Origin of the sequence: Arthrobacter sp. CAN_A1 (assembly GCF_015751665.1) — a bacterium.
Taxonomy (GTDB): domain Bacteria; phylum Actinomycetota; class Actinomycetes; order Actinomycetales; family Micrococcaceae; genus Arthrobacter_D.
This window is the reverse complement of the sequence record NZ_JADOUR010000002.1, coordinates 191,079-214,505: the sequence shown is the minus strand read 5'-3', so window position 1 is coordinate 214,505 and position 23,427 is coordinate 191,079. Positions and strand designations below refer to the sequence as shown.

At 65.6% G+C, this 23,427-nt stretch carries 20 protein-coding genes and 1 pseudogene; 12 read left to right on the top strand and 9 right to left on the bottom strand.

All coding sequences use genetic code 11. The features are described 5' to 3' along the window. Nucleotides 1-7 precede the first annotated feature (7 nt). Together pabB and IWX62_RS03760 are read right to left on the bottom strand one after the other, a co-directional pair. Nucleotides 8-2,059: an aminodeoxychorismate synthase component I gene (gene pabB / locus IWX62_RS03765; protein WP_196840036.1), complete on the bottom strand. Its 2,052-nt coding sequence runs from the start codon at nucleotides 2,057-2,059 to the stop codon at nucleotides 8-10. Nucleotides 2,060-2,084: 25 nt separating this feature from the next. After that, nucleotides 2,085-2,702: a LysE family transporter gene (locus tag IWX62_RS03760; RefSeq protein WP_196840035.1), complete on the bottom strand. Its 618-nt coding sequence runs from the start codon at nucleotides 2,700-2,702 to the stop codon at nucleotides 2,085-2,087. A 70-nt stretch (nucleotides 2,703-2,772) separates the two neighbouring features. Between IWX62_RS03760 and murJ the strand changes: the two genes are divergently transcribed. Continuing rightward, complete coding sequence (gene murJ, locus IWX62_RS03755) at nucleotides 2,773-4,311, top strand: murein biosynthesis integral membrane protein MurJ (protein ID WP_333483195.1); 1,539 nt, start codon at nucleotides 2,773-2,775, stop codon at nucleotides 4,309-4,311. 10 nt (nucleotides 4,312-4,321) lie between these two features. On the opposite strand, the gene IWX62_RS03750 is transcribed toward murJ, so the two are convergent. The 3 genes from IWX62_RS03750 to IWX62_RS03740 all read right to left on the bottom strand — a co-directional run bounded on the left by IWX62_RS03750 (nucleotide 4,322) and on the right by IWX62_RS03740 (nucleotide 7,755). Then, the gene (locus IWX62_RS03750; RefSeq protein ID WP_196840033.1) at nucleotides 4,322-5,506 is read right to left on the bottom strand and encodes a hypothetical protein; all 1,185 of its coding nucleotides are present in this window, start codon (nucleotides 5,504-5,506) and stop codon (nucleotides 4,322-4,324) included. Nucleotides 5,507-5,658: 152 nt separating this feature from the next. Further along, the gene (locus IWX62_RS03745; protein WP_196840032.1) at nucleotides 5,659-7,260 is read right to left on the bottom strand and encodes a phytoene desaturase family protein; all 1,602 of its coding nucleotides are present in this window, start codon (nucleotides 7,258-7,260) and stop codon (nucleotides 5,659-5,661) included. 21 nt (nucleotides 7,261-7,281) lie between these two features. Then, nucleotides 7,282-7,755: a MarR family winged helix-turn-helix transcriptional regulator gene (locus IWX62_RS03740; RefSeq protein WP_196840031.1), complete on the bottom strand. Its 474-nt coding sequence runs from the start codon at nucleotides 7,753-7,755 to the stop codon at nucleotides 7,282-7,284. A 121-nt stretch (nucleotides 7,756-7,876) separates the two neighbouring features. Between IWX62_RS03740 and IWX62_RS03735 the strand changes: the two genes are divergently transcribed. From IWX62_RS03735 to IWX62_RS03690, 11 genes and pseudogenes are all read left to right on the top strand, one after another. Next, nucleotides 7,877-10,066: an MMPL family transporter gene (locus IWX62_RS03735; RefSeq protein WP_196840030.1), complete on the top strand. Its 2,190-nt coding sequence runs from the start codon at nucleotides 7,877-7,879 to the stop codon at nucleotides 10,064-10,066. A gap of 153 nt (nucleotides 10,067-10,219) precedes the next feature. After that, nucleotides 10,220-10,621: pseudogene (locus tag IWX62_RS16200) on the top strand (aminotransferase class I/II-fold pyridoxal phosphate-dependent enzyme); the annotation flags it as partial. A 101-nt stretch (nucleotides 10,622-10,722) separates the two neighbouring features. Continuing rightward, complete coding sequence (locus IWX62_RS16195) at nucleotides 10,723-10,986, top strand: aminotransferase class I/II-fold pyridoxal phosphate-dependent enzyme (RefSeq protein ID WP_333483194.1); 264 nt, start codon at nucleotides 10,723-10,725, stop codon at nucleotides 10,984-10,986. Between the two features lie 404 nt (nucleotides 10,987-11,390). Beyond that, the gene (dnaK, locus tag IWX62_RS03725) at nucleotides 11,391-13,289 is read left to right on the top strand and encodes a molecular chaperone DnaK (protein WP_196840029.1); all 1,899 of its coding nucleotides are present in this window, start codon (nucleotides 11,391-11,393) and stop codon (nucleotides 13,287-13,289) included. A gap of 2 nt (nucleotides 13,290-13,291) precedes the next feature. Further along, on the top strand, nucleotides 13,292-13,999 hold the full coding sequence (locus tag IWX62_RS03720; protein ID WP_196840028.1) for a nucleotide exchange factor GrpE: 708 nt from the start codon (nucleotides 13,292-13,294) through the stop codon (nucleotides 13,997-13,999). A gap of 158 nt (nucleotides 14,000-14,157) precedes the next feature. Beyond that, complete coding sequence (locus IWX62_RS03715; RefSeq protein ID WP_196840027.1) at nucleotides 14,158-15,162, top strand: DnaJ C-terminal domain-containing protein; 1,005 nt, start codon at nucleotides 14,158-14,160, stop codon at nucleotides 15,160-15,162. Nucleotides 15,163-15,191: 29 nt separating this feature from the next. Then, the gene (locus IWX62_RS03710; protein ID WP_196840026.1) at nucleotides 15,192-15,605 is read left to right on the top strand and encodes a heat shock protein transcriptional repressor HspR; all 414 of its coding nucleotides are present in this window, start codon (nucleotides 15,192-15,194) and stop codon (nucleotides 15,603-15,605) included. 62 nt (nucleotides 15,606-15,667) lie between these two features. Then, a complete protein-coding gene (locus IWX62_RS03705; protein ID WP_196840025.1) occupies nucleotides 15,668-16,267 on the top strand; it encodes a hypothetical protein in 600 nt (199 codons plus the stop codon). 20 nt (nucleotides 16,268-16,287) lie between these two features. Next, nucleotides 16,288-16,971 (top strand): PspA/IM30 family protein, encoded by a 684-nt coding sequence (locus IWX62_RS03700; RefSeq protein ID WP_196840024.1) that lies wholly within the window; start codon nucleotides 16,288-16,290, stop codon nucleotides 16,969-16,971. Between the two features lie 58 nt (nucleotides 16,972-17,029). Next, a complete protein-coding gene (locus IWX62_RS03695; protein ID WP_196840023.1) occupies nucleotides 17,030-17,710 on the top strand; it encodes an SDR family NAD(P)-dependent oxidoreductase in 681 nt (226 codons plus the stop codon). Between the two features lie 338 nt (nucleotides 17,711-18,048). Next, nucleotides 18,049-20,073 carry a putative bifunctional diguanylate cyclase/phosphodiesterase gene (locus IWX62_RS03690; protein WP_196840022.1) on the top strand — a complete coding sequence of 675 codons (2,025 nt, stop codon included), beginning with the start codon at nucleotides 18,049-18,051 and terminating at the stop codon, nucleotides 20,071-20,073. A gap of 52 nt (nucleotides 20,074-20,125) precedes the next feature. Here the strand turns inward: IWX62_RS03690 and IWX62_RS03685 are convergent, their stop codons facing one another. From IWX62_RS03685 to trmB, 4 genes are all read right to left on the bottom strand, one after another. Continuing rightward, nucleotides 20,126-20,422 carry a transcriptional regulator gene (locus IWX62_RS03685; RefSeq protein WP_196840021.1) on the bottom strand — a complete coding sequence of 99 codons (297 nt, stop codon included), beginning with the start codon at nucleotides 20,420-20,422 and terminating at the stop codon, nucleotides 20,126-20,128. Continuing rightward, nucleotides 20,415-21,065 carry a hypothetical protein gene (locus IWX62_RS03680; protein ID WP_196840020.1) on the bottom strand — a complete coding sequence of 217 codons (651 nt, stop codon included), beginning with the start codon at nucleotides 21,063-21,065 and terminating at the stop codon, nucleotides 20,415-20,417. Before IWX62_RS03680 ends, IWX62_RS03685 begins: the two co-directional genes overlap by 8 nt. A 90-nt stretch (nucleotides 21,066-21,155) precedes the next feature. Continuing rightward, nucleotides 21,156-22,364, bottom strand: a complete 1,209-nt coding sequence (locus tag IWX62_RS03675) for an MFS transporter (RefSeq protein WP_196840019.1) — start codon at nucleotides 22,362-22,364, stop codon at nucleotides 21,156-21,158. A 114-nt stretch (nucleotides 22,365-22,478) separates the two neighbouring features. Next, nucleotides 22,479-23,363: a tRNA (guanosine(46)-N7)-methyltransferase TrmB gene (gene trmB, locus IWX62_RS03670; protein ID WP_196840018.1), complete on the bottom strand. Its 885-nt coding sequence runs from the start codon at nucleotides 23,361-23,363 to the stop codon at nucleotides 22,479-22,481. Between the last annotated feature and the right edge of the window lie 64 nt (nucleotides 23,364-23,427).

Below are 23,427 nucleotides of genomic sequence, written 5' to 3'. Positions count from 1 at the left end.
ACCTGTCCTAGCTGTCCGGGAACTCGGCGCCCAGGCCGGACAGCACTCCGAAGGCCTTCGCCCGGACCTCATCCCACTCGTCCTCCGGGTCCGAATCGGCAGTAATCGCACCACCGACGCCCAGGGTCAGCCGGGTGTCGCCGTCGTCGTCCTCAAGGACGAGCGTGCGGATGACGACGGCGAGATCTGCCGCGCCGTTCAGCGAAAAGTAGCCGACCGCGCCCGAGTACAGGCCGCGAGGGGCCCCCTCCAGCCGGTCGAGGATGGCCATCGTGCTGATCTTGGGTGCGCCGGTCATCGACCCTGCGGGGAAGGCTGCTGCCACCGCCTCGGTCCGGGACGTCCCGGGCCGCAGCCGGGCCTCGATAGTGCTCACCATTTGGTACACGGTGGCGTAACGTTCAATGTCGCATAACCGGCTGACGGTCACACTGCCCGGGACGGCAACGTGGGACAGATCGTTGCGCAGCAGGTCAACGATCATGATGTTCTCGGCGCGGTCCTTGCGCGATGTCAGGAGGTCCTCCCGCAGGGCGCGGTCCAGCTCCGGATCGGGCGACCGACGGCGGGTGCCCTTGATGGGTTCGGCCCGCAGGGCGCCGCCGGCGCTGAGCTGCAGGAACCGTTCGGGGGAGGTACTGGCCGCGGCGAAACCCGGAAACCTGAGAAAATGGGCGAAGGGCGCAGGACTGGCTCGCCGCAGGGACCTGTACACGTCGAGCGGCGGCAGGGTCCCGGCCGTGCGGGCCTGCAGGGAGGTGGTCAGGCACACCTCATAGGTGTTGCCCTCCCGGATTTCCGCCTGCGCCGCACGGACCTTGTCCAGGTAGCCGTCACGGGAGTCGCGGGAGGTGAAGACCGGCGAGGCTCCGGCAGCGGGGGCCGGGTCTATTGGGCGGGCGTCGGTGACGGCCGCGCGTGCCGTGGTGAGCCACTCCTGAGCCTCATCATCGAAACCGGGACCGGGTCCGGCCAGTGTCAGCAGATAGGTGGCCTGCTGCTCATGGTCCAGGACTGCGGCACGGCCGGCGAAGATGAGCGCCGCGTCGGGCAGCGGGCCAGCGGGACCGGCGCTGCCTCCGGTCTCCCGCTTCAGTTCATAGCCGAGGTAGCCGAGCCAGCCCAGGGTGAAGCCGCATTGATAGTCATCGGGGGTGGGCACGGTCCGGCGCCCCCAGGTGAGGTCGAGCCAGCGGAAGAACGGCCCGGGGATCCGCGCGTTGACCGCGCCCGAGACAATCTCGGTGCTGCCGGCCGAATGCCGGGCCAGCTGGCCGAAGTGCCCGCCGTCGTCGGCCATGATGGTGAACCGGCTCCGCCCGCCCACTCCCGGCTCGGCATCCGAACTGTCCAGCCAGACCGCGGCCGTGGACGCGCCGTAGAGGGCGGTGAACAGGGCGGCACTATCGGGACAGCCTGCCAGCCGCTCGACCTGGACGGTAGCGGAACGGCGCTGTGCACGCTCCACCGCCAGCAGCACACCGCACTGGGGCAGCCCGGTGAGGGCCACCCGGACCCGCTCCGGCGCCGCAGTGTCCTGGTGTCCGTTGACCACAATGTCGGCGGTGAGCTGGGGCTGGTCGCGGTCGAGCCACGCTTGCTCCTGCCGGGCCCAGCGGTCCCAGAAGGGCGCGTAGGTGTCGCCGTCGCGGGTCAGGGCGCTGGAACGCCGGACCTCGTCGGGGGCGTCCACCCAGATGCTCACGTCAAGGAAATCAAGTGCGGCCCGGCAGGCCGAGCCCACCCCTTCAACGATGACGACGTCGGCGGGTGGGGTGCGGTGCTCCGGCCCGTCGTCGTCGGCGGCCCAGTCCCAGGCCCGCCAGCTGGCGGTGCCGCCGGCGGCAAGCGGAGTGAGCACCCTCGAGACGTAGCGGTCCATGCCTGACTGCAGGCCATCCCAGCCCGGGTAAATGTCTTCCAGATGAAACAGGCTCACGGTGTGGTGCTCGCGGAGCAGTGCGGCCAGCTCGACGGCCAGCCGGGTCTTGCCAGCCCCCGACCGACCATCAACAGCGATGATCAACGGTGCGACGGCGTTCCCCGCTGTTGGTGCCATGGCTGTGGATCCTTCGAGGGTGTCGTTAGGCGACGGCGAGCAGGACGCCCACGGCTACAAACAGTAGGCCAAAGACCCGGTTAAGGACGATCTGCCCGCGCGGATTCTGGGTAAACCGTCTGAACGATTTGGCCGCCGCCGCATAAAAGAACCACATCACCAGCACGTCGATCGCCACCACGGTGCCCGCCAGGATGCCGTACTGGCCCAGCAGCGGCTCGGACGGCCTGATGAACTGCGGGACGAAGGCGAGGAAGAAGACGATGGCCTTCGGATTCAGGAGGTTCACCCAGAGGCCCCGGCGGAACAGGGAAAAGGCTCCCTCCACCCGGCGGACGGCCGCCTGCTCCTCAAGGTCTGGAGCCTGCAGGAGTTTCCTGATGCCCAGATACACCAGGTACGCGGCGCCGCCGAAACGGATCACGTTGAACGCCACCGGCGAACTCGCCACCAGCAGTCCGACGCCGGCAGCCACCACCGCAATATGGACCAGGAGGGCAACCTGCTGTCCCAAGATGCCCCACATGGACCGGCGGAAACCCACGGTCAGGGAGTTGCTCATGGTGTTCACGGCACCTGCACCGGGGCTGAAACTGATGAGGGCCTGCGCTCCGAGTAAAGCCAGCCAGACGGAAAATGTCACCAACTGATCCTAGCCGGGGCGCGGACGCCACGGTGCGGAGGATCACGGCGGTGAAATGTATCGTCATAGGGTGACTAGGCCAGGTATACGGAGGGCAGCCCTACTGGTGACCGGCCTGACCGCCGTGTCCACCCTGTTCGGGTTTGTCCGCGACGTCGTCATCGCCGCCGTCTTCGGTGCTGGCGCCGAACTCGACGCCTACCTGGTGGCCCAGGGCCTGATGAACATTGTGCTGGGCCTGGTCGCCTACGCGATGGCCCGGTCGGCGATCCCTGTCACGTCCCGGGAAGCCGCCGAGGAGCAGGACGGATGCAGGGGCCACCCCGGATTCGATACCGCCCTTACCGTCACGATGATCGTGCTCGGCGTGGGCGGGGTGGTGATGAGCATCTTCGCCGGTCCCGTCACCGCTATTATCGCCCCGGGGTTCGATGGAGCCCAGGCGGAGACCACCGAAGCCCTTACCCGGATTGTGCTGATCGCGACGGTCCTGATCGCCGGAACAGATCTGTTGGCGTCCCTGTCCCAGTCCCACGGGCGGGTCGCCTGGTCGGCGCTGCAGGGGGTGCCGTTCAACATCATCATGATCGGCGCGGCGGGCCTGTTCGGTCCCACCTATGGGATTGCCGCGCTCGCCGTCGGCTTCGTCGTCGGATCGGCGGCGAGGCTCCTCCTGCAACTCCCGCCCTTGTTTTCGCTGGGAACCCGGGTACGCCCCCGGCTGAACCTGAGAGATCCGGGGTTCCGGGAAATGTCCCGGCTGATGCCGCCCATGCTGGTGGGCAGCGCCATCGGAAACATCAATACCCTGGTGGATCGGGCGGTGGGCTCGACCCTCGATGAAGGCGCCATCACCGCCCTGTCCTATGGCTGGCGGCTGGTGAATCTTCCCGAGACGCTGATCATTGCGTCCCTCCTGGTTCCCCTCTATCCGGCGCTGAGCGCTTCCTCCACCCACCTCGCTGAAGTGCGGAGACTGGTAGGGCGGGGACTGGCGGTGGCGGTGACCGTGCTGACGCCACTGTGCGTGGTGATGATTATCGCCGCCGAACCGCTCGCCGAGGTGGCCTTCGGCCGCGGTGCCTTCAGCGGAGACGACATCACTGCGACAGCAACTGCCCTGGCCTGGTACGCGCCAGCCCTGCTGGCACTCGGCTGCCGGCAGGTGGTGGTCAGCACCTCCTATGCCCTGGGTGATGCGAGGGCACCGGTGGTCGTCGCGGTGATCGCCATGGTCATCAACGTGGCCGGTGACATCCTGCTCGCGCCGATCATGGGAATCGCCGGCATTGCGCTGGCCACCACTGCCTCCCTCGGCTTCGCCGCCCTGGTCAACAGTTGGCTGCTGCACCGCCGCCATCAGGGTTTGGACCTTCGGGCGGCATCAGCGCTCCTGGGACGCGCCCTGGGACTCGCGGCGGTCGCAGGTGCCGCCGGCGTCGCCGTTCTCTCGGCGGTGGCGGAGCAGCCCGCCCTGGTGGTCGGCGGTGCTGTGGCGCTGGCGGTGTGCGGGGTGTATCTGGCGGGGCTGATGCTGCTGCGGGCGCCGGAGCGGCTCCTCGCCCTCGACATGGTCAAGGGTGTTGCGCGGCGGGGAAAGCGGGGTTAGCCGGTGAGGATCAGGTGACGGCTGCGGCCGGTGCCGGTTTCCGGTCCACCCGTCGCAACCGTGCCGAGGCAAGGTGCAGGGTGGGCCCCAGATCCTTGACATCCCACACGCTGTGACGGGACTGGCCCGCCCACCGCAGGGTGTCCACCACATCGGCGATCCGCCCGCCGCGTCGTTCGACGCTGGCCCGCCGCAGGTCACCGGCGGTCCACGCGTAGCGCATCCCCGGGATGGCATCGGGTAGCCGTTCAACGCTCTTCCCGAGCACCAGACGACCCCACAGATCGGTCAGGCCCGGGCGTGAGGCGTTGGTCAGAGCCATGGAGCCGAAGAACCGGCCGTTGAGATCGATCAGGTGGTGGACGCCGTCGTTGTCGATCAGGAACTGCAACTCCACCAGCCCCCACCAGCCGAGATCCCGCAGCAGGGCCTCCGCGCGGGCGGCCAATTCTTCGTCCACGGGCACGGTTTCCGCGCGGGTGGACACGCCGTTGGGGGTGGGCCAGAGCCGCGAGGTGACCTGCTGGACCCTCCCGTCCAGGCGGCCGTCGTGGAAGACGCCGATGAGCGCACCCAGATGGCCCTTGACCCGTTCCTGGAGAATCGGCTCGGCGCCGGCCTTCCGGACCCGGTCGATCTGCGGGCCAGCGGAGACCACATCGGGGAAGAGTTTCGCCTCGATCCGGTGGGGGCGGGTCTGGCCGTGGGCCCAATGCGAAAGGCATTTGACCACCACGGGGCCTTGCCATTCAGCGATGGCCTGCTCAGTGGCAGGCAGGGTGCGGGGTGCCGTGAGACCAAGGTGCTGGGCGCGCGCGGAGAGGTCCACCTTGTTCAGGGCAGCGTCGACCACCGTCGCGGGCGGATGCGCCACGCGGGTGGGAATGTCCTGCCGGTAGGTTGCGAGAGCTGCCATCCAGTCATCGCCGCCGCCGAAGACGACGTCGTAGGACCCGAGTGCCACCGCGCGCCGGACGCCCTCGATGAACGCGGTGCCGTCCTGGCGCGGGCGTGGAATCACATGCCGGGAGGAGCAGGAGACGGATGCGCCGAGCATTCCGCCGTCGTCGTCGGGCGTCCCCACCCCGACCAGCCACCCGGACTGGTGTAGCGACCGGACTCCGGCGAGCGCACCCCGGTCCCTACTGGTACTGATGACCAGGGCGCGTGGCCCGTCGTGTGGTGTGTTTTTCACGCTCGCCTCATGCTGGGATGAGCGGCCGTCCGACGCTCGTTGTCGGTGCGGACGCTCGTTGTCGTTCTCCGGTCAGTATGGTTGTCACTCTACTGGCGGGATCCTCCAAAACGCCGGGTTGCCGCGCTTAATGAGCGTTTTCTCATTAACCCTTAATGGTCTTCAAGCAGTGCCATGGCCGCGCTGTGGCCGCCCAGACCACTGACTCCGCCGCCGCGCTGGGACCCCGCACCGCAGAGCAGCACCCGCGGGTGGTCGGTGGCGACGCCCCACCGTTGGGCGGGCGTGTCCAGGGGTGCATCGTCTTCAGCGAATGGCCACGACAGCGGACCGTGGAATATGTTGCCGCCGGTCAAACCCAGGGTGTCCTCCAGATCGAGGGTGGTCTTCGTTTCGATGCAGGGCTGTCCCTCGCCGTCGAGCAGGATGCAGTCCTCGACGGGTTCGGCCAGCACACTGTTCAGCGAGGCGAGCACCGCTGCCTGCAATTCGGCCCGCAGCGCGTCGTGATCTGCGCCGTGGGTGAGCCGATGTGGGGTCTGCAGGGAGAAGACGGTCAGGGTGTGGGCGCCCGATTCCCGCAGGGGCTGCGAGAGGATCGACGGGTCCGCCAGGGAGTGGCAATAGATCTCGATGGGTAGCGGTGACGGTATGTCGCCCTGTTCGGCCGTCGTGTAGGCGGCGTCGAGCTGCGAGTACAACTCGTTGATGTGGAAGGTCCCCCCGAAGGCCTGCTCGGGCTGGACCGCTGGGTCTTTGAGTCTTGGCAGCCGGGACAGCAGCAGGTTCACCTTGACCTGGGCGCCCTCGGCGCCGCCGCCGTGGGCCAGGAATCCGTCGCTGTGGGGGCCGCCCATCAGCTGGCCGAGCACTGTGGGAGTGACGTTGGCGAGCACGTACTCGCCGGTGACGCGCTGCACAGCTGTGTTCTCGGTGGTGGAGTGATAGTGGACGACGCCGTTGGGCGCCACGCCCGTCACCTCAGAGTCGGTACGGATCACCACCCCCGCTGCGCGGGCGGCGCGTTCCAGAGCGCCGCTGACAGCGCCCATCCCTCCAACCGGGACATCCCAATCCCCGGTACCGCCACCCACCACGTGGTACAGGAAACATTTGTTCTGCTGCAGGTCCTCGTCGTGGGCCCGGGCGAAGGTGCTGATCAGCCCATCGGTGAGGAGCACCCCGCGGGCCAGATCACTGTCCACTGCACGCTCGATCACCCCGCCGAGCGGCTGCTCGATGAAGTTGTTCCAGATCTCCTCGTCACCGACGAGATCCTTCGCCTCGGACCGCCTGAGCAGCGGTCTGGTGAAGGTGGGCCAGAGCTTGTCGGCGAGGATTGCCGTCCGGCCGTAGAACTCAGCGAAGGAGCCTGCGTCGGGGCCGGCCCCGACGCGCCGGAAACTGTTGCGGGTCGCCCTGCGGTCCTCGTTGTCGACCAGAAGCCCCGCCTCGCCGCCCGGCAGCGGCGTGTAGGAGGAGTAGCGTCGTCGGACCAGTTCAAGATCGAGCCCCAGATCGTCGATGATTTGCTGCGGGAGGAGGCTCACCAGGTAGGAGTAGCGCGACAGCCGTGCGCCGGTTCCCTGAAAGGCCTCGGCCGAGACCGCCGCCCCGCCCACATGGTCCTGGCGTTCGAGGACCAGCACCGACCGGCCCGCCTTGGCCAGGTAGGTGGCAGCGACCAGCCCGTTGTGTCCGCCGCCCACCACTACTGCGTCGAAATGTTCCTGTCCGGCCCGCGATCGCTCCATTGAATTACCCTAACAAGCCGGTCACTTCGGCGGCGGTTGAACCACGTCATCCCGCGCCGCAATGGTCGCCGCGGTGATCTGGCGCATCATGGTGGCGAGCAGTTGTTGCTCCTCGGTCGAGAAGTTCTTCAGGGCGCCGCTGATGTGTTGCGCCAGGGGGGCGAAGAGTTTGCCGCCGGTCTCCATTGCCTTATCGGTCATTTCGAGGTGGACCTGGCGGCGGTCGACGTCGCTCCTGGTCCGCTTCACATGGCCCGCGTTGTTCAGGCGGTCCACCAGGGCGGTAGTGGCGGGGGAGCTGAGGTGCAGTTCGGAGCGGAGCATCCCGGGGGTCACCGTTGCCCCAGCACGTGCCGCGCCCATCATCACGCCGAGGGCGTTGAGATCGGTACGGTAGAGCGAATCCCGCGCGCTGACGGCATCAACGTACCGATCCGTTTCAACGGTGAACTGCTGAAGCAGCGCCATCAGTTCGGGGCCTGGATTCTCTGCCATATGTACTTTCACCTCATCGGTTCAACAGTTGCCGCAGCAACAACTCTAGTCCGTCTATCCATTTATCTCCATCATGGATATAGTCTCATTTAGAGATAAGTACATTTGAGAGGCGTCCATCATGCACAGCAAGTGGTTACGGGTCCTGCTACCCGCCGTCGTCGTCCTGATCTGGCTGGTCGGCGCAGCCTTTGGCGGCCCCACGTTCGGCAAGCTGGAGGAAGTCTCCAGCAATGACCAGGCCTCCTTCCTCCCGGCGAGTGCTGAGTCCACGGAGGCCGGGGAGCTGCAGGCACAGTTCACCGACTCGGACGCCCTGCCCGCGGTGATCGTTGTCGAATCGGCGACGGAGATCCCGCCGACGGAGCTGGGGGTGTACGAGGAACTGGCCACGTCGCTGGCCGCCGTCGATGGTCTTGAGGCAGCGGAGGCCGGTGGGCTCACGGTCATTGGGCCGATCCCGTCGGAGGATTCCTTCGCCATCCAGTACATCGCGTTCGTAGCTGACGACGCCGAGCTCGGTGAGGTGGTGGAAGCACTCCGCGACGTGCTGACCGCCGAAATCCCCGAGGGCACCACCGGCTACGTCACGGGACCCGCCGGTTTCGCCACAGATCTGGTCAGCGCGTTCGGCGGCATTGACGGATTGCTGCTCGGCGTCGCCCTGTTGGCCGTCTTTGTGATCCTGCTGGCCGTCTACCGGTCCATTATTCTGCCGTTCCTGGTGCTGCTGACGTCGGTATTCGCTCTGGCGACGTCCATCCTGCTGGTCTATGCGCTGGCCAGCTGGGGCTGGATCCAGCTGAGCGGCCAGAGCCAGGGCATCCTGTCCATCCTGGTGATCGGTGCGGCCACCGACTACGCACTGCTGCTGGTGGCACGGTTCCGTGAGGCCCTCGGCGAGTTCGAATCCAAGTGGGACGCGATGCGCGTGGCGTACCGTGGCTCGTTCGAACCGATCCTCGCCTCCGGGGCGACAGTTATCCTGGCGCTGCTCTGCCTCCTGTTCTCGGATTTGAACTCGAACCGGAGCCTGGGACCCATCGCCGCCATCGGGATTGTGTTCTCGCTGGGCGCTGCACTGACCCTGCTGCCAGCGTTCCTGTTGCTCTTCGGCCGGTCAGCGTTCTGGCCGTTGCGCCCCAAGGCCGGATCCCACCACGTCCTGCCCGACGGCGTCAACGCCACCGGGCTGGAGGGGCTGCGCGGCATCTGGAAGCGTGCCGCCACGCTGATTTCCCGGCATGCGCGGACCGTCTGGGTGGCCTCGTTCCTCGTGCTGGCCGCCGGGTCGTTGGGCCTACTTCAACTGCAGGCTAACGGGGTGCCGCAGTCGGCCCTGATCCTGACCGAATCCAACGCCGTGGACGGGCAGGACGCTTTGGCACGCCACTTCGACGCCGGTTCCGGCAGCCCGGTCTCGGTCATTGTTCCGGAGCAGGATCAGGATGCTGCGCTCGAAGTGATGCAAAACCAGTCGGGGATCACCGACGCCGCAATGACTGTTGAGTCGCCGGAACCCGGTGCCGCCGTCGTCGTCCGCGACGGCAACGTGTTGATCACCGGAACCCTGCAGTCCCAGGCGGATTCCGAGGCGGCCGAGGACGTGGTGCGCGAACTGCGGACCGCGCTCGACGACGCCAGCCCGGAGGCGCTGGTGGGCGGCGTGACCGCGATTGCCATCGACACCAATGACACGGCGCAGGCCGACCTGGTGAAGATCATTCCGATAGTGCTGGCAGTGATCCTGGTGATCCTGATGCTGCTATTGCGCTCCATCATCGCGCCAGTGCTGTTGATCTCCAGCGTGGTGCTGTCCTACGCCACGGCGTTGGGCGTCTCGGCGCTGGTGTTCAACAACGTGTTCGGGTTCGAGGGCGCGGATGCCTCGGTTCCGCTCTTCGGCTTCGTGTTCCTGGTGGCGCTGGGCGTGGACTACAACATCTTCCTGATGACGCGCGTCCGGGAAGAGTCGCTGCGGATTGGCACCCGCCCGGGAATCCTGCGGGGCCTGGGGGTCACCGGCGGTGTGATCACGTCGGCCGGTGTGGTGCTGGCCGCGACCTTCGCCGCGCTCGGAGTGATTCCGATCCTGTTCCTGGCCCAGATTGCGTTCATCGTTGCCTTCGGTGTGCTGCTGGACACGCTCATTGTGCGGTCCCTGCTGGTGCCAGCCCTCGCTTATGACCTGGGGCACCGCATCTGGTGGCCGTCACGGTTGGGCCGGGAATCCGGACCCGTACACCGGGGCTCGTCGGGCGAAACTCCGGGGCAGGCGGAGCACCGAGCGGAGCCGGCCCACCGCGGCTAGGCAACCCCACCCCACCCCCACGTCCTCTGCCCCTCCACCCCTCCGCCCCGTGGTTAGATTCGGTGGACCGAACTGCCCTGGGCTCGCCCCATCTAACCTTTCGGCGGAAGGTCGGGGGAAGAGGGGGGAGGGGGCGGGGGTGGCGGTTTAGGCATGGTCTTTACAGCTGTTTCACCGAAGAACATAATCGGTCGCATCGGACAGTTTGCCGCAGCCATCACGCATCGGACGAGGGCGGTGATCGTCAATACTCGCAACAACCCCACCGGACCGGTTTACCCGCCCGCTGTGCTGTCAAACCTGGCGGCGGTCCTCGAGAACGCCTCGGCAGCACAGGGCCGCAGGATTTACCTGATCTCGGACGAACCGTACAACCGGATTGTGTTCGACGGCGCCCGTTTCCACAGCCCGGTGGAGTTCTACCCGCACACGTTGTTGGCCTACTCCTGCGGGAAGGCGCATCTGTCCCCGGGCGAGCGGATCGGGTACCTTGCGGTCCCTCCGAACCTGCCGGGAGGAGAGGAGCTCTCGGGTGCACTCGATGCACTGCAACTGGCGATGGGGTGGATCTACCCTAATGCCGTCCTCCAGTACGCCTTGCCCGGCTTGAGCAGTTCTCGATCGACGTTTCTGCGCTGGAGCGCAAACGACACCGGATGGTCGATGCGCTCCGCGACCTGGGGTATCGGGTCAGTCGGCCCGAGGGAACATTTTACCTCTTTGTCCATTCACCGGATCCCGACGACGAGACGTTCGTCAGGGCGCTCGCCGACCGTGGGGTCCTGGTCATGCCTGGCACGTTGTTTGAGACCCCCGGGTTCTTCAGGATCTCCCTGACGGCCAGCGAGGACATGCTGGAGCGGAGCCTTCCGGTGTTCTCGGCTGCCATCGAACAGGCCCGCGGGGAGCTTCCACTTTGACCTAGGGATTTCCCAAGGCCCGCCATGGAAACTCGTGGAAGAGGAGTCGATGGTACCGAGACCGCCACCCTCACCTCTGGAAGCCGTACGTGTGACGGCATCCCGAACGGAGCCACCTGACGCCCCTAAAGACGGTGGCTCCGTTTGGGGCGGCTCAGCTATCGCGCTGGCCCCGTTCTCTCACGGCTGAACCTCCCGATATCGCCCCAGATCCCCGCCAATCCGGCGCGGATGGAGTGGCAATACCCAAACTTGAGCGAACCTGACTCAACTTAGATTTGACACTCCTTCGAGCCTGAGTACAGTTGAGTGAAGAACGCTCAAGCCTCGGCTCTCGACAGAAGATTCGCGGAATCCAGAGACTGGGCGCTCCCCTCATCACGGGCTTTTGAAAGGAAATACGCATGTCACGTGCAGTAGGTATTGACCTCGGAACCACCAACTCAGTGGTTTCCGTACTCGAAGGTGGCGAGCCCACCGTTATCGCCAACGCTGAAGGCGCACGGACTACGCCCTCAATCGTTGCGTTCTCCAAGGGCGGCGAGGTGCTGGTCGGCGAGATCGCCAAGCGCCAGGCCGTGAACAACATCGACCGCACCATCGCCTCCGTCAAGCGCCACATGGGCACCGACTGGAGCGTCAAGGTTGACGACAAGAACTACACGGCTCAGGAAATTTCCGCGCGCATCCTGCAGAAGCTGAAGACCGACGCCGAAAGCTACCTGGGCGAAAAGGTCACCGACGCCGTCGTCACCGTTCCTGCCTACTTCAACGACGCCGAGCGTCAGGCCACCAAGGAAGCCGGCGAGATCGCCGGCCTGAACGTCTTGCGCATCGTCAACGAGCCAACCGCTGCGGCACTCGCGTACGGCCTGGACAAGGGCAAGGAAGACGAACTCATCCTGGTCTTCGACCTGGGCGGCGGAACCTTCGACGTGTCCCTGCTCGAGGTTGGCAAGGATGAAGACGACTTCTCCACCATCCAGGTGCGCTCCACCTCCGGCGACAACCGCCTCGGCGGCGACGACTGGGATCAGCGCGTTGTCGACTACCTGCTGTCCCAGGCCAAGGCGAAGGGTGTTGATCTGTCCAAGGACAAGATCGCCCTGCAGCGCCTTAAGGAAGCTGCGGAGCAGGCCAAGAAGGAACTGTCCTCGGCCAGCTCCACCAACATCTCCCTGCAGTACCTCTCGGTCACCCCCGATGGACCGGTGCACCTGGACGAGCACCTGTCCCGCGCCAAGTTCCAGGACCTCACCAAGGACCTGCTGGACCGCACCAAGAAGCCCTTCAACGACGTCATCGCTGAAGCCGGCATCAAGGTTGCCGACATCGATCACATCGTGCTCGTGGGTGGCTCAACCCGCATGCCCGCTGTCGTCGAACTGGTCAAGGAACTGGCCGGTGGCAAGGAGCCCAACAAGGGCGTCAACCCCGATGAGGTAGTCGCCGTCGGCGCCGCACTCCAGGCTGGCGTACTGAAGGGCGAGCGCAAGGACGTACTGCTCATCGACGTCACCCCTCTGTCCCTCGGGATCGAGACCAAGGGCGGCATGATGACCAAGCTGATCGAGCGCAACACGGCCATTCCCACCAAGCGCAGTGAAACCTTCACCACTGCTGATGACAACCAGCCATCGGTAGCCATCCAGGTCTTCCAGGGCGAGCGCGAGTTCACCCGGGACAACAAGCCACTGGGTACCTTCGAGCTGACCGGTATCGCTCCAGCGCCCCGCGGCGTGCCCCAGGTTGAGGTCACCTTCGACCTCGATGCCAACGGCATTGTCCACGTGTCCGCCAAGGACAAGGGCACCGGAGCCGAGCAGTCGATGACCATCACCGGCGGCACCGCGCTGTCGAAGGAAGACATCGACCGCATGGTCCGCGAAGCCGAAGAGCATGCAGCCGAGGACAAGGAACGGCGTGAAGCGGCTGATACCCGCAACGGCGCCGAGCAGTTGGCCTACTCGGTAGACAAGCTGATCGCCGACAATGCGGACAAGCTGCCCGAGGACGTCAAGACCGAGGTCCAGGCCGACGTCGACGACCTCAAGAAGGCGCTCGAAGCCAACCCCGAGGAAGCCGGATCGGTTGACGCGGTCAAGGCAGCGTTTGAGAAGCTTCAGGCGTCGCAGACCAAGCTCGGCGAGGCAATCTACGCAGCGGCACAGCAGGACGCCGCCGCGCCAGGAGCCGACGCTTCTCAGGACGGGACGACGCCGGACGCCGGCGCCGCCTCGAACGATGAGGACATCGTTGACGCCGAGGTAGTCGACGAAGACGACATCACCGAAAAGAAGTAGTCATGCCGCACCACGGAAACGAAGAAGAGCACCAGTCCGAACCGGTCAACTTCCGCAACAACCGGAAGATCGATCCTGAGACAGGTAAGGTCCGTGGGCAGCACCAGGACGACGACGGCTCACAGGCTGGTCCCACCGACCAGCCTGTGACACCGGACTCCGTCCAGGATCCAGTGGAGGAAGCCGACGCCGGCGAGCAGGCTGCCGACGGCAGCGACGCACTCGCTCAGGCCGAGGCCATCCTCAACGGGATTGATGGCGAAGGGTTCACGGAGCCCGCCGCCGAATCGGCCTCCGCACTGGAAGCCGAGCTGCGCACCGACCTGCAACGCCTTTCGGCCGAGTACGTCAACTACCGGAAGCGTGTCGAGCGTGACCGGGATGTCGCCCGGGACATGGCGGTGATCGGGGTCCTGAATTCCCTGATGCCCGTCCTCGACGATATCGACGCTGCACGCCAGCACGGTGACCTGGCCGACGGACCTTTCGCCGCAATCTCCACCAAGCTGGAGAACGCGCTGAAGACCTACGGCCTGACCCGGATCGACGAGACCGGAGTGGAATTCGACCCGAACATCCACGAAGCTCTCATCCAGCAGCCCAGTGCGGACGTGCAGTTCGACAGTGTCAGCCAGATCCTGCGCGCAGGTTACAAGAAGGGCGACCGCGTTCTTCGCGCCGCGCAGGTTATCGTCGCAGTACCCGAGTAGTTGTCTTACTGAGCCGGAGCAGTTCCCGAACCGGCGGCAACGAAATTTTCTGGGCTCGCAAGCTCGCTCGGAAAATATTAAAGCCGCCCGTTCGGGGACTGCCCCGGCTTCCGACATACTCGCCTAAGCTTTGAATTCATTACGAAAGGGGACACCAATTGGCTAGTCAGGATTGGGTGGACAAGGATTTCTATAAGATCCTCGGAGTCCCCAAGGACGCAGCAGCGGCTGATATCAAAAAGTCGTACCGGAAGTTGGCGCGCAAGCACCACCCGGACCAGAACCAGGCAACCGGCGGCTCGGACAAGATGTTCAAGGACATCTCCGAGGCGTACTCGGTGCTCTCCGATCCCGAGGACCGCCAACAGTACGACGCCATCCGCGCCATGGGCGGCGGGGCACGCTTCACCGCTGGCGGTCCCGGCGGTGGTGCCGGCAGTGCAGGGTTCGAGGACATTTTCGGCAACCTCTTCGGTCAAGGGGCTGGACAGACCCGGCCTGGACGTCAGCGCGCGGGCGGTGGCGGGGGAGCCAGCTACAACAACCTTCCCCCGGAATTCGCCGACCTGTTTGGGCAGGGCGGCGGGGGCGGCTTCGGGGGGTACCAACCCACCCCGCGGAAGGGCGCCGACCGCACGGCGACCACCAACATTTCCTTCGCCGGTTCCATCAACGGCACCACCATCGGGCTGCGCGAGCCGTCCGGTGAAGTCATCGACGTCCGGGTTCCGGCTGGCATTAAAGACGGCCAGAAGGTCCGCGTCCGGGGCAAAGGGCAGCCCGGCGCGGCCGGAAACGGCGACCTGATGGTCAGTGTCAGCGTGAAACCCCACCCGTTCTTCCAGCGCGACGGCGACAACATTCGCGTGCACGTCCCGGTGTCCTTCCCCGAAGCGGCGCTGGGAGCCCAGATTGACGTGCCCACGCTCACCGGCGACACCGTCAAGGTCAAGGTCCCGGCCGGAACTCCGTCGGGGCGAACGTTGCGCGTCAAGGGCCGCGGTGTCACCACCGCCAAGGCGACGGGCGACCTCCTGGTGACGATCGACGTCGTCGTCCCCCAGAAGCTGAACAAGGACGCGGAAGCGGCTGTCGAGGCGTTCGCCGCCGCGACAGCGGACGCAGACCTGCGCGCCGGTCTCGCCGCCAAGGCGAAACTCTAAACCCTCGACTGCTGCTAAAGGAGGTCACGATGGCAATCGACGCAACCCTGCCCATCTACGTGATCTCCGTCGCCGCAGAGCTGGCGGACATGCACCCTCAAACCCTCCGGCAGTACGACCGGTTGGGGCTGGTGACTCCCAGCCGGGCGCCCGGCCGAGCCCGGCGCTATTCGCAGCGGGACGTAACCACCCTCCGCGAAGTGCAGCGGCTCTCGCAGGAGGGCGTGTCGCTGGAGGGCATCCGCCGGATCCTTCAGCTTGAGAACCAGGTGGCAGCACTCCAGTACCGGGTGCAGGAGCTGACCGATGAGCTGGCGTCCCGGCGTCGTCAGCCCGACTCCAGCAGGGTCTTCGCCGCAGGTCTTGCGGGTGACGTCGTCACCCTCTCGCGCGGGCAACGCCCCCGCCCGCGTAGTCAGGCGATGGTGGTGTGGCGGCCGTGATCCCGGCGTGGCCGGCCGGCGGCCCGCTGGAAACCGGGCCGGTAACGGTGCAGACTGGGGGTATGCCTCAACAGTTCTCCGACGCCGGTGACTTCGGTGAAACGGTCATGCAGCTGCTCCTGATTGGCGGGGCGACGCTGTTGGTGATTGGCCTGGGCATGGCCTTCGCCACCTGGCTCATTGTCCGCCGGCTCCGTCGGTCCGGCGTCGTCCAGCGCAGCTTTTCGAACGGCGTGCTGACGGCTCGCTCGTATGCGGTCGACGACGGCGTGCGGCGGGTGGCGCGGCTCCGCCTGGACCTGCGGCGCTCGGGCCAGGCCACCCGGCGGGCACTGGACGCCTCAGCCGGAAACGGCGGCCCGATTGGTGAGCTTCCCCTCGTGGCCGAGGACCTTTTCCGAGCCGAACGTGCGCTGGAGGACCAGTTACGAATGGCGGAACGCGAACCCGATCGGCAGCTCAAGCGTGATTTGGCGGCCCGGATCGGCGAGCAGGTCCAGTCGTACAGCACTCTCTCAGCTGACCTCCGGCGGTCCCTGATGCAGGCGGGCCAGCCCACGGGGGCCACCGAAATCCAGCGGGCCAGCACCCACCTCAAACGCGAAATCAATGTGTTGCAGGCGTGGAGCAAGTCTTACGGCACGCGCGACCAGATCCAGTAGAGGCTGAGGGGACCACCACCATGTCAATTGGCCGCCGCATTTCCCGCATTGTCCGCGCCAACCGCACTGCGGCGAAAGAGAAGCCTTCGGACCCGATTCAGACAGTCGACGAAGCACACCGCCAGCAACTCGACCTCGTGGACAAGGCACGCCGCAGCGTCGCGGATCTGGCCGCCAACCGTCACCGCCTCGAACTGCTGGCAGGGGAAGCACGCGCTGAGCTCAACCAGCTGGAGCGGGCTGCCTCCAACGCGGTGAACGCCGGGGACGACGACGCCGCCCGCGCGGCCCTGCGCCGCAGCATGGCCGTTTCAAAGCGGCTCGAAACGTTCACCCGCCAGCACGACGAGCTTGATGCGCAGGTGCGCCAGCTTGACTTGAACCTGCAGCGGCTCGAAGCCAGGGTGGAGGACAACGGCATCCGTTACCAGACCCTGAAGGCCCGGCACGGCGCGGCGCAGGCCGAACTTGGAATGCAGGACGCGCTGACCGGATCCGGTCAGGCTGCGGCGGACGCCGAGGCCGCGGCCCGGCAAGCCGAACTGGAAGCCCGCCGGGTGCAGGCCAAGGCCGCAGCCCACGACGAGCTGTCCTGGTCTGACCCCAACTCCAGGCGGGTCGAGGAGGCCTTCGACGAGCTGGAGGCCAGTTCGGCAGCGGACCGGGAGTTGGAGCGGCTGAAGCACCGCCGCCTCAGCGACTAGTTGTCGGCTCCCGGGGCTCGTCGAAGGGGATGACGACGGCTTGGGTAGACTCGGCGGCATGACAACAATCAGTGGCAGCCACTTCCTGGTCATCGGCGCGACGGGGGTGCTCGGCGCTGCCGTGGCACGACAGCTTGTCGCCGGTGGCGCACAGGTGACCCTCTCTGGCCGGTCCGCCGGGAAACTCAACAGCCTCGCCGACGAACTCGGCGCGTCAGTCGCCGGAACCATCGCAGCTGATCTCACCCATCCCGGAGCACCGGCAGAGATTGCTGCGGCGTGCGGGGACCTTGATGGCTTGGTCTATGCGGCCGGGGTGGTGGCGTTCGGCCCGGTGGCGGAGCTCGACGACGAAACCCTCGACGAGCTTCTCCTGGTAAACCTCATGGCTTATATCCGGCTCGTCCGTGCGGCGACGCCGCAGCTACGACGGGACTCGGTGGTGGTCCAGATCAGCGCTGTCGTGGCCGAGAGCCCCACCGCTGGGATGGCGGCCTATTCCGCCAGCAAGGCCGCCCTGAGCGCGTTCGGGAAGGCGCTGGCGCTCGAAGCCCGGCGGCAGGGCATCAGGGTGCTCGATGTTCGGCCACCGCACACGGAGACCGGGCTGGTGAACCGTGCCATCGCGGGTTCCGCCCCACGTCTACCCCAGGGGAAGGCCCCTGAGGCTGTAGCGGCCCGGATCCTGACGGCCATTGCCGACGGGGAGAAGGACCTGCCGGCGTCGGCGTTCAGCTAACCATTTCCGCAGGAGGAAACCTGTGGCATGGCCGGTGGAGGAGTTCCTGACCTTTGGCTCTATGCTGTGTGAACACACCGGCGGGGGCCATCGGACAGGGCATGATGCAGCAGGTCAAGAGTTTTTATCCCGATCGTTCTCAGAATGAGAAGACCAGTCAACGCCGGGAGTGGTTGTTGTGGCTGACCGGATTGCTCTTGGGGCTCTCTGTGATCCCCCTCTTGCCAGCAATCCAACAAGTCGTTGATCCTGCCGTTCCCTCTGTTTTGTACTCGGCGACTCAGGTCTCCGCGGCAGTCCTGTGCTGGGTTGCTGTACACGCAGCCGGATCGGGGCGGATGGAAGTGCTTCTGGGAGCCTGCGCCGTCACGTTGTACGGGATCGGTGACACGATCTATGACTATGCCTCCCTGGACGGAATCATTCCAGGTTTTTCTTCGCTCGCCGACGTAGCCTACCTATCATTTCCTGTGCTGATCATCGCTGCCCTGAGCATAGTGGTTTACCGTCAGATGCGTGATCGGCTCTGGCCAGTATTGCTTGACAGTCTCGTAGGCACGCTTGCGGCCGCGTCGGTCGTCTCGATCGTTCTCACTCCGGCTCTCAGCACGGCGTCCTCCCAGCCCGTCTCGTTGGATTCGGCCATCGCCCTTGCTTACCCCATACAGGACATCGCTATGATTGCGGTGATCGCAGGTATCCTCGCCTCGCAAGGGCTCGATATTGGAAGGCGATGGCCATTTCTCCTCATTGGTCTGGCGTTGTTCACCGCCTCCGATGTTGTTTACGCCCTCGATATGACCGGATACGTGGCGGGTTCCGTGTTGGATGCGGGGTGGTTGATTGGCGTCGTTGCGGCAGCATTTTGGGTTGACGGTGCAGCGCGCCCGGCCACCGGGTTGGATCGACGATCCCGGGTGATGCCAGCCCTCGCCGCACCCGTCGTCTCGACCGGAGCTGCGCTGGGCGTCCTGGTGCTGGCTAGCCAGACAGCTGTCCCCGCTCTCGCCGTAGTTTTCGCGGGACTCACACTTGCCGCCGCGGCCGTCCCGCTCACCCTCCGACATAAGGTTCAACACACACTTGCCAGAACCGATGATCTCACCGGGCTAACGAATCGTCGGGCGCTCAATTCGGACATGCCAGGGTATCTGCATCCGGGCCGGCGCGGGGCCCTCCTGCTGCTCGACCTTGACCGGTTCAAAGATGTCAACGACGGGTTGGGACACGATATCGGCGATGGCCTGTTACGCCAGGTAGCGCAACGCCTGACTAAAGAGATCAGAGTCAGCGACCTGGCGTCGCGTATCGGTGGCGACGAATTTGCAGTCTTTCTGGAAGATGCTTCGCGGGAAGCGGCTGCGGAGACAGCAACCCGTATCCGAGAAACCCTCAGCCGTCCATTTATTGTCGGCGGTATTGCGGTGCAGACCAGCGCGAGTATCGGGATTGCACTCTTTCCTGACCATGGGGCGGGCCTCGACCCGCTGTTGCGAGGCGCCGACGTCGCAATGTATCGGGCCAAAGCTGACCACAGCGGACACCAAATCTACCAACCTGAATACGATGACCACCGGGAGATCCGGTTCCGGACGGTGCAGGAGTTGAGGACTGCTCTCCGGGAGGGCCAGTTAGTCCTGCACTACCAGCCGAAGATCCACCTCATCTCGTCGGAGATTATCGATGTGGAGGCGTTGGTTCGGTGGAACCATCCAACCCGCGGGCTCCTCTACCCCGATGCTTTCCTGCCCCTCGTTGAAGAGGCCGGCCTTATGCCGCAACTTGCTCAGATAGTGCTGTCACAGGCGCTTGACCAGTCCACCCGGTGGCGGTCCGAGGAACTGAATTTGTCGATCGCCGTGAACGTGTCAGCCAGCTGCCTTCAGCCGGAGCTCCCTGAACAGATCACCCAGATGCTGAACGACCGCAACCTGCCGTCGTCGGTTCTCGTCCTGGAGGTCACTGAGGAGGTGTTGATGATCGATGGCTCCCGCACAGCTGGAGTGCTGGGGGAACTCCGCGCCAAGGGAATAGAAATCTCGATTGACGATTTCGGCACGGGCTATAGCTCGCTCGCCTATCTGAGAGACCTTCCGGTCGATGAACTCAAGCTCGACAGATCCTTCATTGCGCCCATGAACGAGGACCGGCGAGCAGCCAACCTGGTGGCCTCGATCATTGACCTAGCCCACAGTCTGGGCCTGCGGATAGTGGCGGAGGGGGTCGAGAATGAGGCTGCCTACATGGAGCTGGCCGAGCAGGGCTGCGATCTCATTCAGGGGTATTACCTGAGTAAACCCATTCCCGCGGAGGCGCTGAGCGCCTGGTTGGTCGAGCGGCGGTTGGCGGCGGAAGTCAGCTGACGACGACGCCGGTAGCCTACCCAGGCTACTGGCGGGGCAGGTCCGCCCGTGGTTAGGAAAGTCCCGCGAGGAGCTCCAGCAGCGCCTTTCGATAGTCTGCGAAGGCCGCCTTGCCCTTGACGGTGATGGCCACGTAGGTGGCGGGGGTGCGGCCTTCGATGGTCTTGGTGACCTCCACATATCCTGCGTCCTCCAGCTTGCGCAGATGGGTGGAGAGATTCCCGGCGGTCATGTCCAGGATCTTGCGTAGCTTGGTGAAGGCGATGCGATCCCGTTCCCCCAGCTCGTTGAGGGTGGTGATGGCCCTGAGCCGCGCTTCGGCGTGAATGATCGGGTCAAGCTCAGGCACGGGTGACCCGCCGTTGCTGACGACGGCGGAGCGTCTCCACCAGCGCGGCAACCAGGAAGCCGCCGGAGCCGAAGATGAAGAACACCGTGAGGTAATGTCCCGACCCGCTCAGGAGGGCAATCATGTTGACCACCAGGAACCAGATGCCCATGATCGACTGCGTCTTGTCGTTGAAGGTGGTTCCGCCGGTGATGTAGAGGAGGCCCACGATCAGGATTGCGATGCCGTTGATCAGCATGCCCCGCACCCAAAAGTCGTCGACGACGTTGGCGATGATCCCGCTCAACGTTCCCATCACGAGGAAACCCAGTGCCCACGCGACCCCGTACATAGCGCCAATGAAGGCGGTGTGCCCCCGGATGCCTCGGCTGTACCGGCCCGCAAAGATAATGGTGATGACGATGGCGATCAGGATGACCACCCCGAAGACGCCGAGGGCGGGCTCGTAGTCGATCGGCAGCCACCCGAACCGTGCGCCGTGCAGCGCGCCGAAACCGAGGAGCCAGGCGAGCCCCCAGACCAGGTACAGCACTGCTTCATTCCCTCGAAGCTCCCGGCGCGCCGTCGTCTCCGCCTGGTGCACCACCCGGAGGGCACTGTGGAGATCGAGGGGCTGTTCGCCGTTGGTCGCTTGTGTGGTCATGGTGGTTCCCTACCTTCTTGAGTCGGAATGCAAACCAGTTTGCCACGCAAACCACTTTGTTCGCAAGAGGTGAGGGGGATTGCAGGCGATCTAATGGTCTGGTGCGCTGCGGAGGGTGGCCATGGCGAGGAGCCCGGCGGCTACCGCGAGCCCCGACGCAAAGAAGACCACTCCGGTCCAGCCGGACCCGACGAAGAAGAAGCCCCCGATCCAACCGATCAGGCTGGACCCGGCGTAATAGAAAAAGTTGTACAGGCTCGATGCCTGGGCGCGGCCCACCTCAGTCAGCCGCGGGGTCCAGCCGGCGGCCACCGAATGGACGGTGAAGAATCCGCCGGTAAAGATCACCAGTCCCGCCACGATCAGGGGAAGGGACTCGGACAGGGTGATCAAGAGTCCCACGACGATGACCGGGATCCCCGCCACCATGACCCGCAGCCGACCGAACCGGACGGCGAGGGTTCCCGCCATCCGGGAGGTGACTGTACCGGCGAGATAGGCAAGGAACAGGAGGCTGATGACCGCGACCGGGAGGCCAAACGGTGGCAGCTCGAGCCGGAAGCCGAGATAGTTGTAGACCGCCACGAACCCACCCATCAGCAGGAACCCCTGGGCGTACAGGCCGAGCTGCCGAGGCGACCGGAGGTTGTGGGCAATCCGCTCCGACAGTCTGGGGCCAACACCCCGGACTACCGGGACGAAACCCCGCGGCGCCGGCGCCAGCCAGACAAAGGCCACCGCCGCAAGCGCTGCCATCAGGCTTGCCACCAGGACACCGGCCCGCCAGTCAAACAGGTCCGCCACCGGCCCTGCCACCAGCCGGCCGGACAACCCGCCAATGGTCGTCCCTGCCACATATGTTCCGGCGGCGACGGCGGCGTGCAGCCGTTGCACCTCCTCGTTCAGATACACGAGGGCAATGGCGGGGATCCCGCCCAGCGCGGCACCCTCCAGGAAGCGCAGCCCCAGCATCAGCTCGAAGGTGGGAGCCAGCGGCACCAGCAGGCCGAAAACGACGGCGGCGCTGATCGCCCAGGTCATGGTCCGTTTGCGGCCTGCACGGTCGGCCACCCAGGACCAGGGGATCACCGCCAGCGCCAGCCCGATCGTCGCAGCCGACACGGTCAGCGCTGCGTCCGCCGCGGAGATCGCGAAGTCGTCGGCGATACTCGTCAGGACGCTCTGTACCGAATAGAGCTGGGAGAAGGTCGCCACCCCGGCGAAGAACAGGGCCCACAGCATCCGGTTGTACGCCCGGCTGCCCTTGGGGTGGCCATCCCACCTTCCGGGCGGGTTCATCGGGTGTCCCGTGGTGCAGGTCTGCCCGGGTTTCGATGCGCCTGACGGCGGGTCGCCACGGACGCGCCGTCCTTCTGGCGGGCGCGCTCAGAGACGGTGGGCAAACCTGTCCGCCTAGATCCGGCGATAGGTCAGATCGAAGATCATCCGGCCGGCTTCGTGGGCCTTGTTCTCAAAACTGGTGAGAACCCTGCCGTCAAAGCGGGGGGCCCACCCACCGCGGGTGTCCACGCCCTCATTGATGCCGGTGTTTCCGGTGCTGACCGGGTCCTTTCCCTCCCGTACGGGGGCTCCGCCGACCACCAGTTCCACCCCGCTCTCCCACACCTGGGTGAGGGGACTGTCGGCGCCGGTGCGCTCGCCGTCGTGCACGTTAGTGAACTGGTCCGAGCCGTCCAGGACGTCCCGCATCTGCACCGCATAGTCCGACCAGTCGGTCGCCAGGCGCCACAGGCCACCCGGCGCCAGGGCCCGGGCCGCCGTCGCGGCGAAGTCGGCCTTCACCAGGCGACGCTTCCGGTGACGGGTCTTGTGCCAGGGGTCGGGGAAGAAGACCCAGAGTTCACTGACGGAGCCCTCCGGGAGCATGGAGGCGAGCGCTTCGGCAGCATTGGCCTGCGCGACGCGGACATTGGTGAGACCCTTTTGCTCGATCCGCAGCAGGGTCTGCGCGAGGCCCGGTTTGTAGACCTCCAGCGCCAGGAAGTTGAAGTCAGGCTGCAGCTCCGCGGCGTGCGTGATCGCCTCACCCAGACCGGACCCCACCTCGACGACGAGGGGAGCATCGCGGTCAAACTCGGCGGCGGCGTCGAACTGGTAGTCGGGATCCACCGAGGTGTCGGCCAGCGTGTTGCGTGGCACCTCCACCACAAACCCATCCAGTTCCGCCCACGCCTGCCGCCGTCGGCCCTGCAGACGGGAGCCCCTCCGCACAAAGGAAACCGGCTGGGACAGATGCGGTTCGGCGGGAGGAGTGGGGGCTGCTGGGTGAGTAATCATTGGTCTAAGGGTATCCAAGACAACGAAAAGCGCCCGCAGCACCAGTGAAGTGAACCTGCCGGAG

Excerpts from the sequence above, each read along its gene's own strand:
- dnaK (WP_196840029.1), top strand. The coding sequence starts at position 11,391 with ATGTCACGTGCAGTAGGTATTGACCTCGGAACCACCAACTCAGTGGTT.
- IWX62_RS16195 (WP_333483194.1), top strand. The coding sequence starts at position 10,723 with ATGGTCGATGCGCTCCGCGACCTGGGGTATCGGGTCAGTCGGCCCGAG.
- IWX62_RS03745 (WP_196840032.1), bottom strand. The coding sequence starts at position 7,260 with ATGGAGCGATCGCGGGCCGGACAGGAACATTTCGACGCAGTAGTGGTG.
- IWX62_RS03720 (WP_196840028.1), top strand. The coding sequence starts at position 13,292 with ATGCCGCACCACGGAAACGAAGAAGAGCACCAGTCCGAACCGGTCAAC.
- IWX62_RS03710 (WP_196840026.1), top strand. The coding sequence starts at position 15,192 with ATGGCAATCGACGCAACCCTGCCCATCTACGTGATCTCCGTCGCCGCA.
- IWX62_RS03680 (WP_196840020.1), bottom strand. The coding sequence starts at position 21,065 with ATGACCACACAAGCGACCAACGGCGAACAGCCCCTCGATCTCCACAGT.
- IWX62_RS03740 (WP_196840031.1), bottom strand. The coding sequence starts at position 7,755 with ATGGCAGAGAATCCAGGCCCCGAACTGATGGCGCTGCTTCAGCAGTTC.
- pabB (WP_196840036.1), bottom strand. The coding sequence starts at position 2,059 with ATGGCACCAACAGCGGGGAACGCCGTCGCACCGTTGATCATCGCTGTT.
- IWX62_RS03690 (WP_196840022.1), top strand. The coding sequence starts at position 18,049 with ATGGAAGTGCTTCTGGGAGCCTGCGCCGTCACGTTGTACGGGATCGGT.
- IWX62_RS03675 (WP_196840019.1), bottom strand. The coding sequence starts at position 22,364 with ATGAACCCGCCCGGAAGGTGGGATGGCCACCCCAAGGGCAGCCGGGCG.
- IWX62_RS03695 (WP_196840023.1), top strand. The coding sequence starts at position 17,030 with ATGACAACAATCAGTGGCAGCCACTTCCTGGTCATCGGCGCGACGGGG.
- IWX62_RS03735 (WP_196840030.1), top strand. The coding sequence starts at position 7,877 with ATGCACAGCAAGTGGTTACGGGTCCTGCTACCCGCCGTCGTCGTCCTG.
- IWX62_RS03705 (WP_196840025.1), top strand. The coding sequence starts at position 15,668 with ATGCCTCAACAGTTCTCCGACGCCGGTGACTTCGGTGAAACGGTCATG.
- trmB (WP_196840018.1), bottom strand. The coding sequence starts at position 23,363 with ATGATTACTCACCCAGCAGCCCCCACTCCTCCCGCCGAACCGCATCTG.
- IWX62_RS03700 (WP_196840024.1), top strand. The coding sequence starts at position 16,288 with ATGTCAATTGGCCGCCGCATTTCCCGCATTGTCCGCGCCAACCGCACT.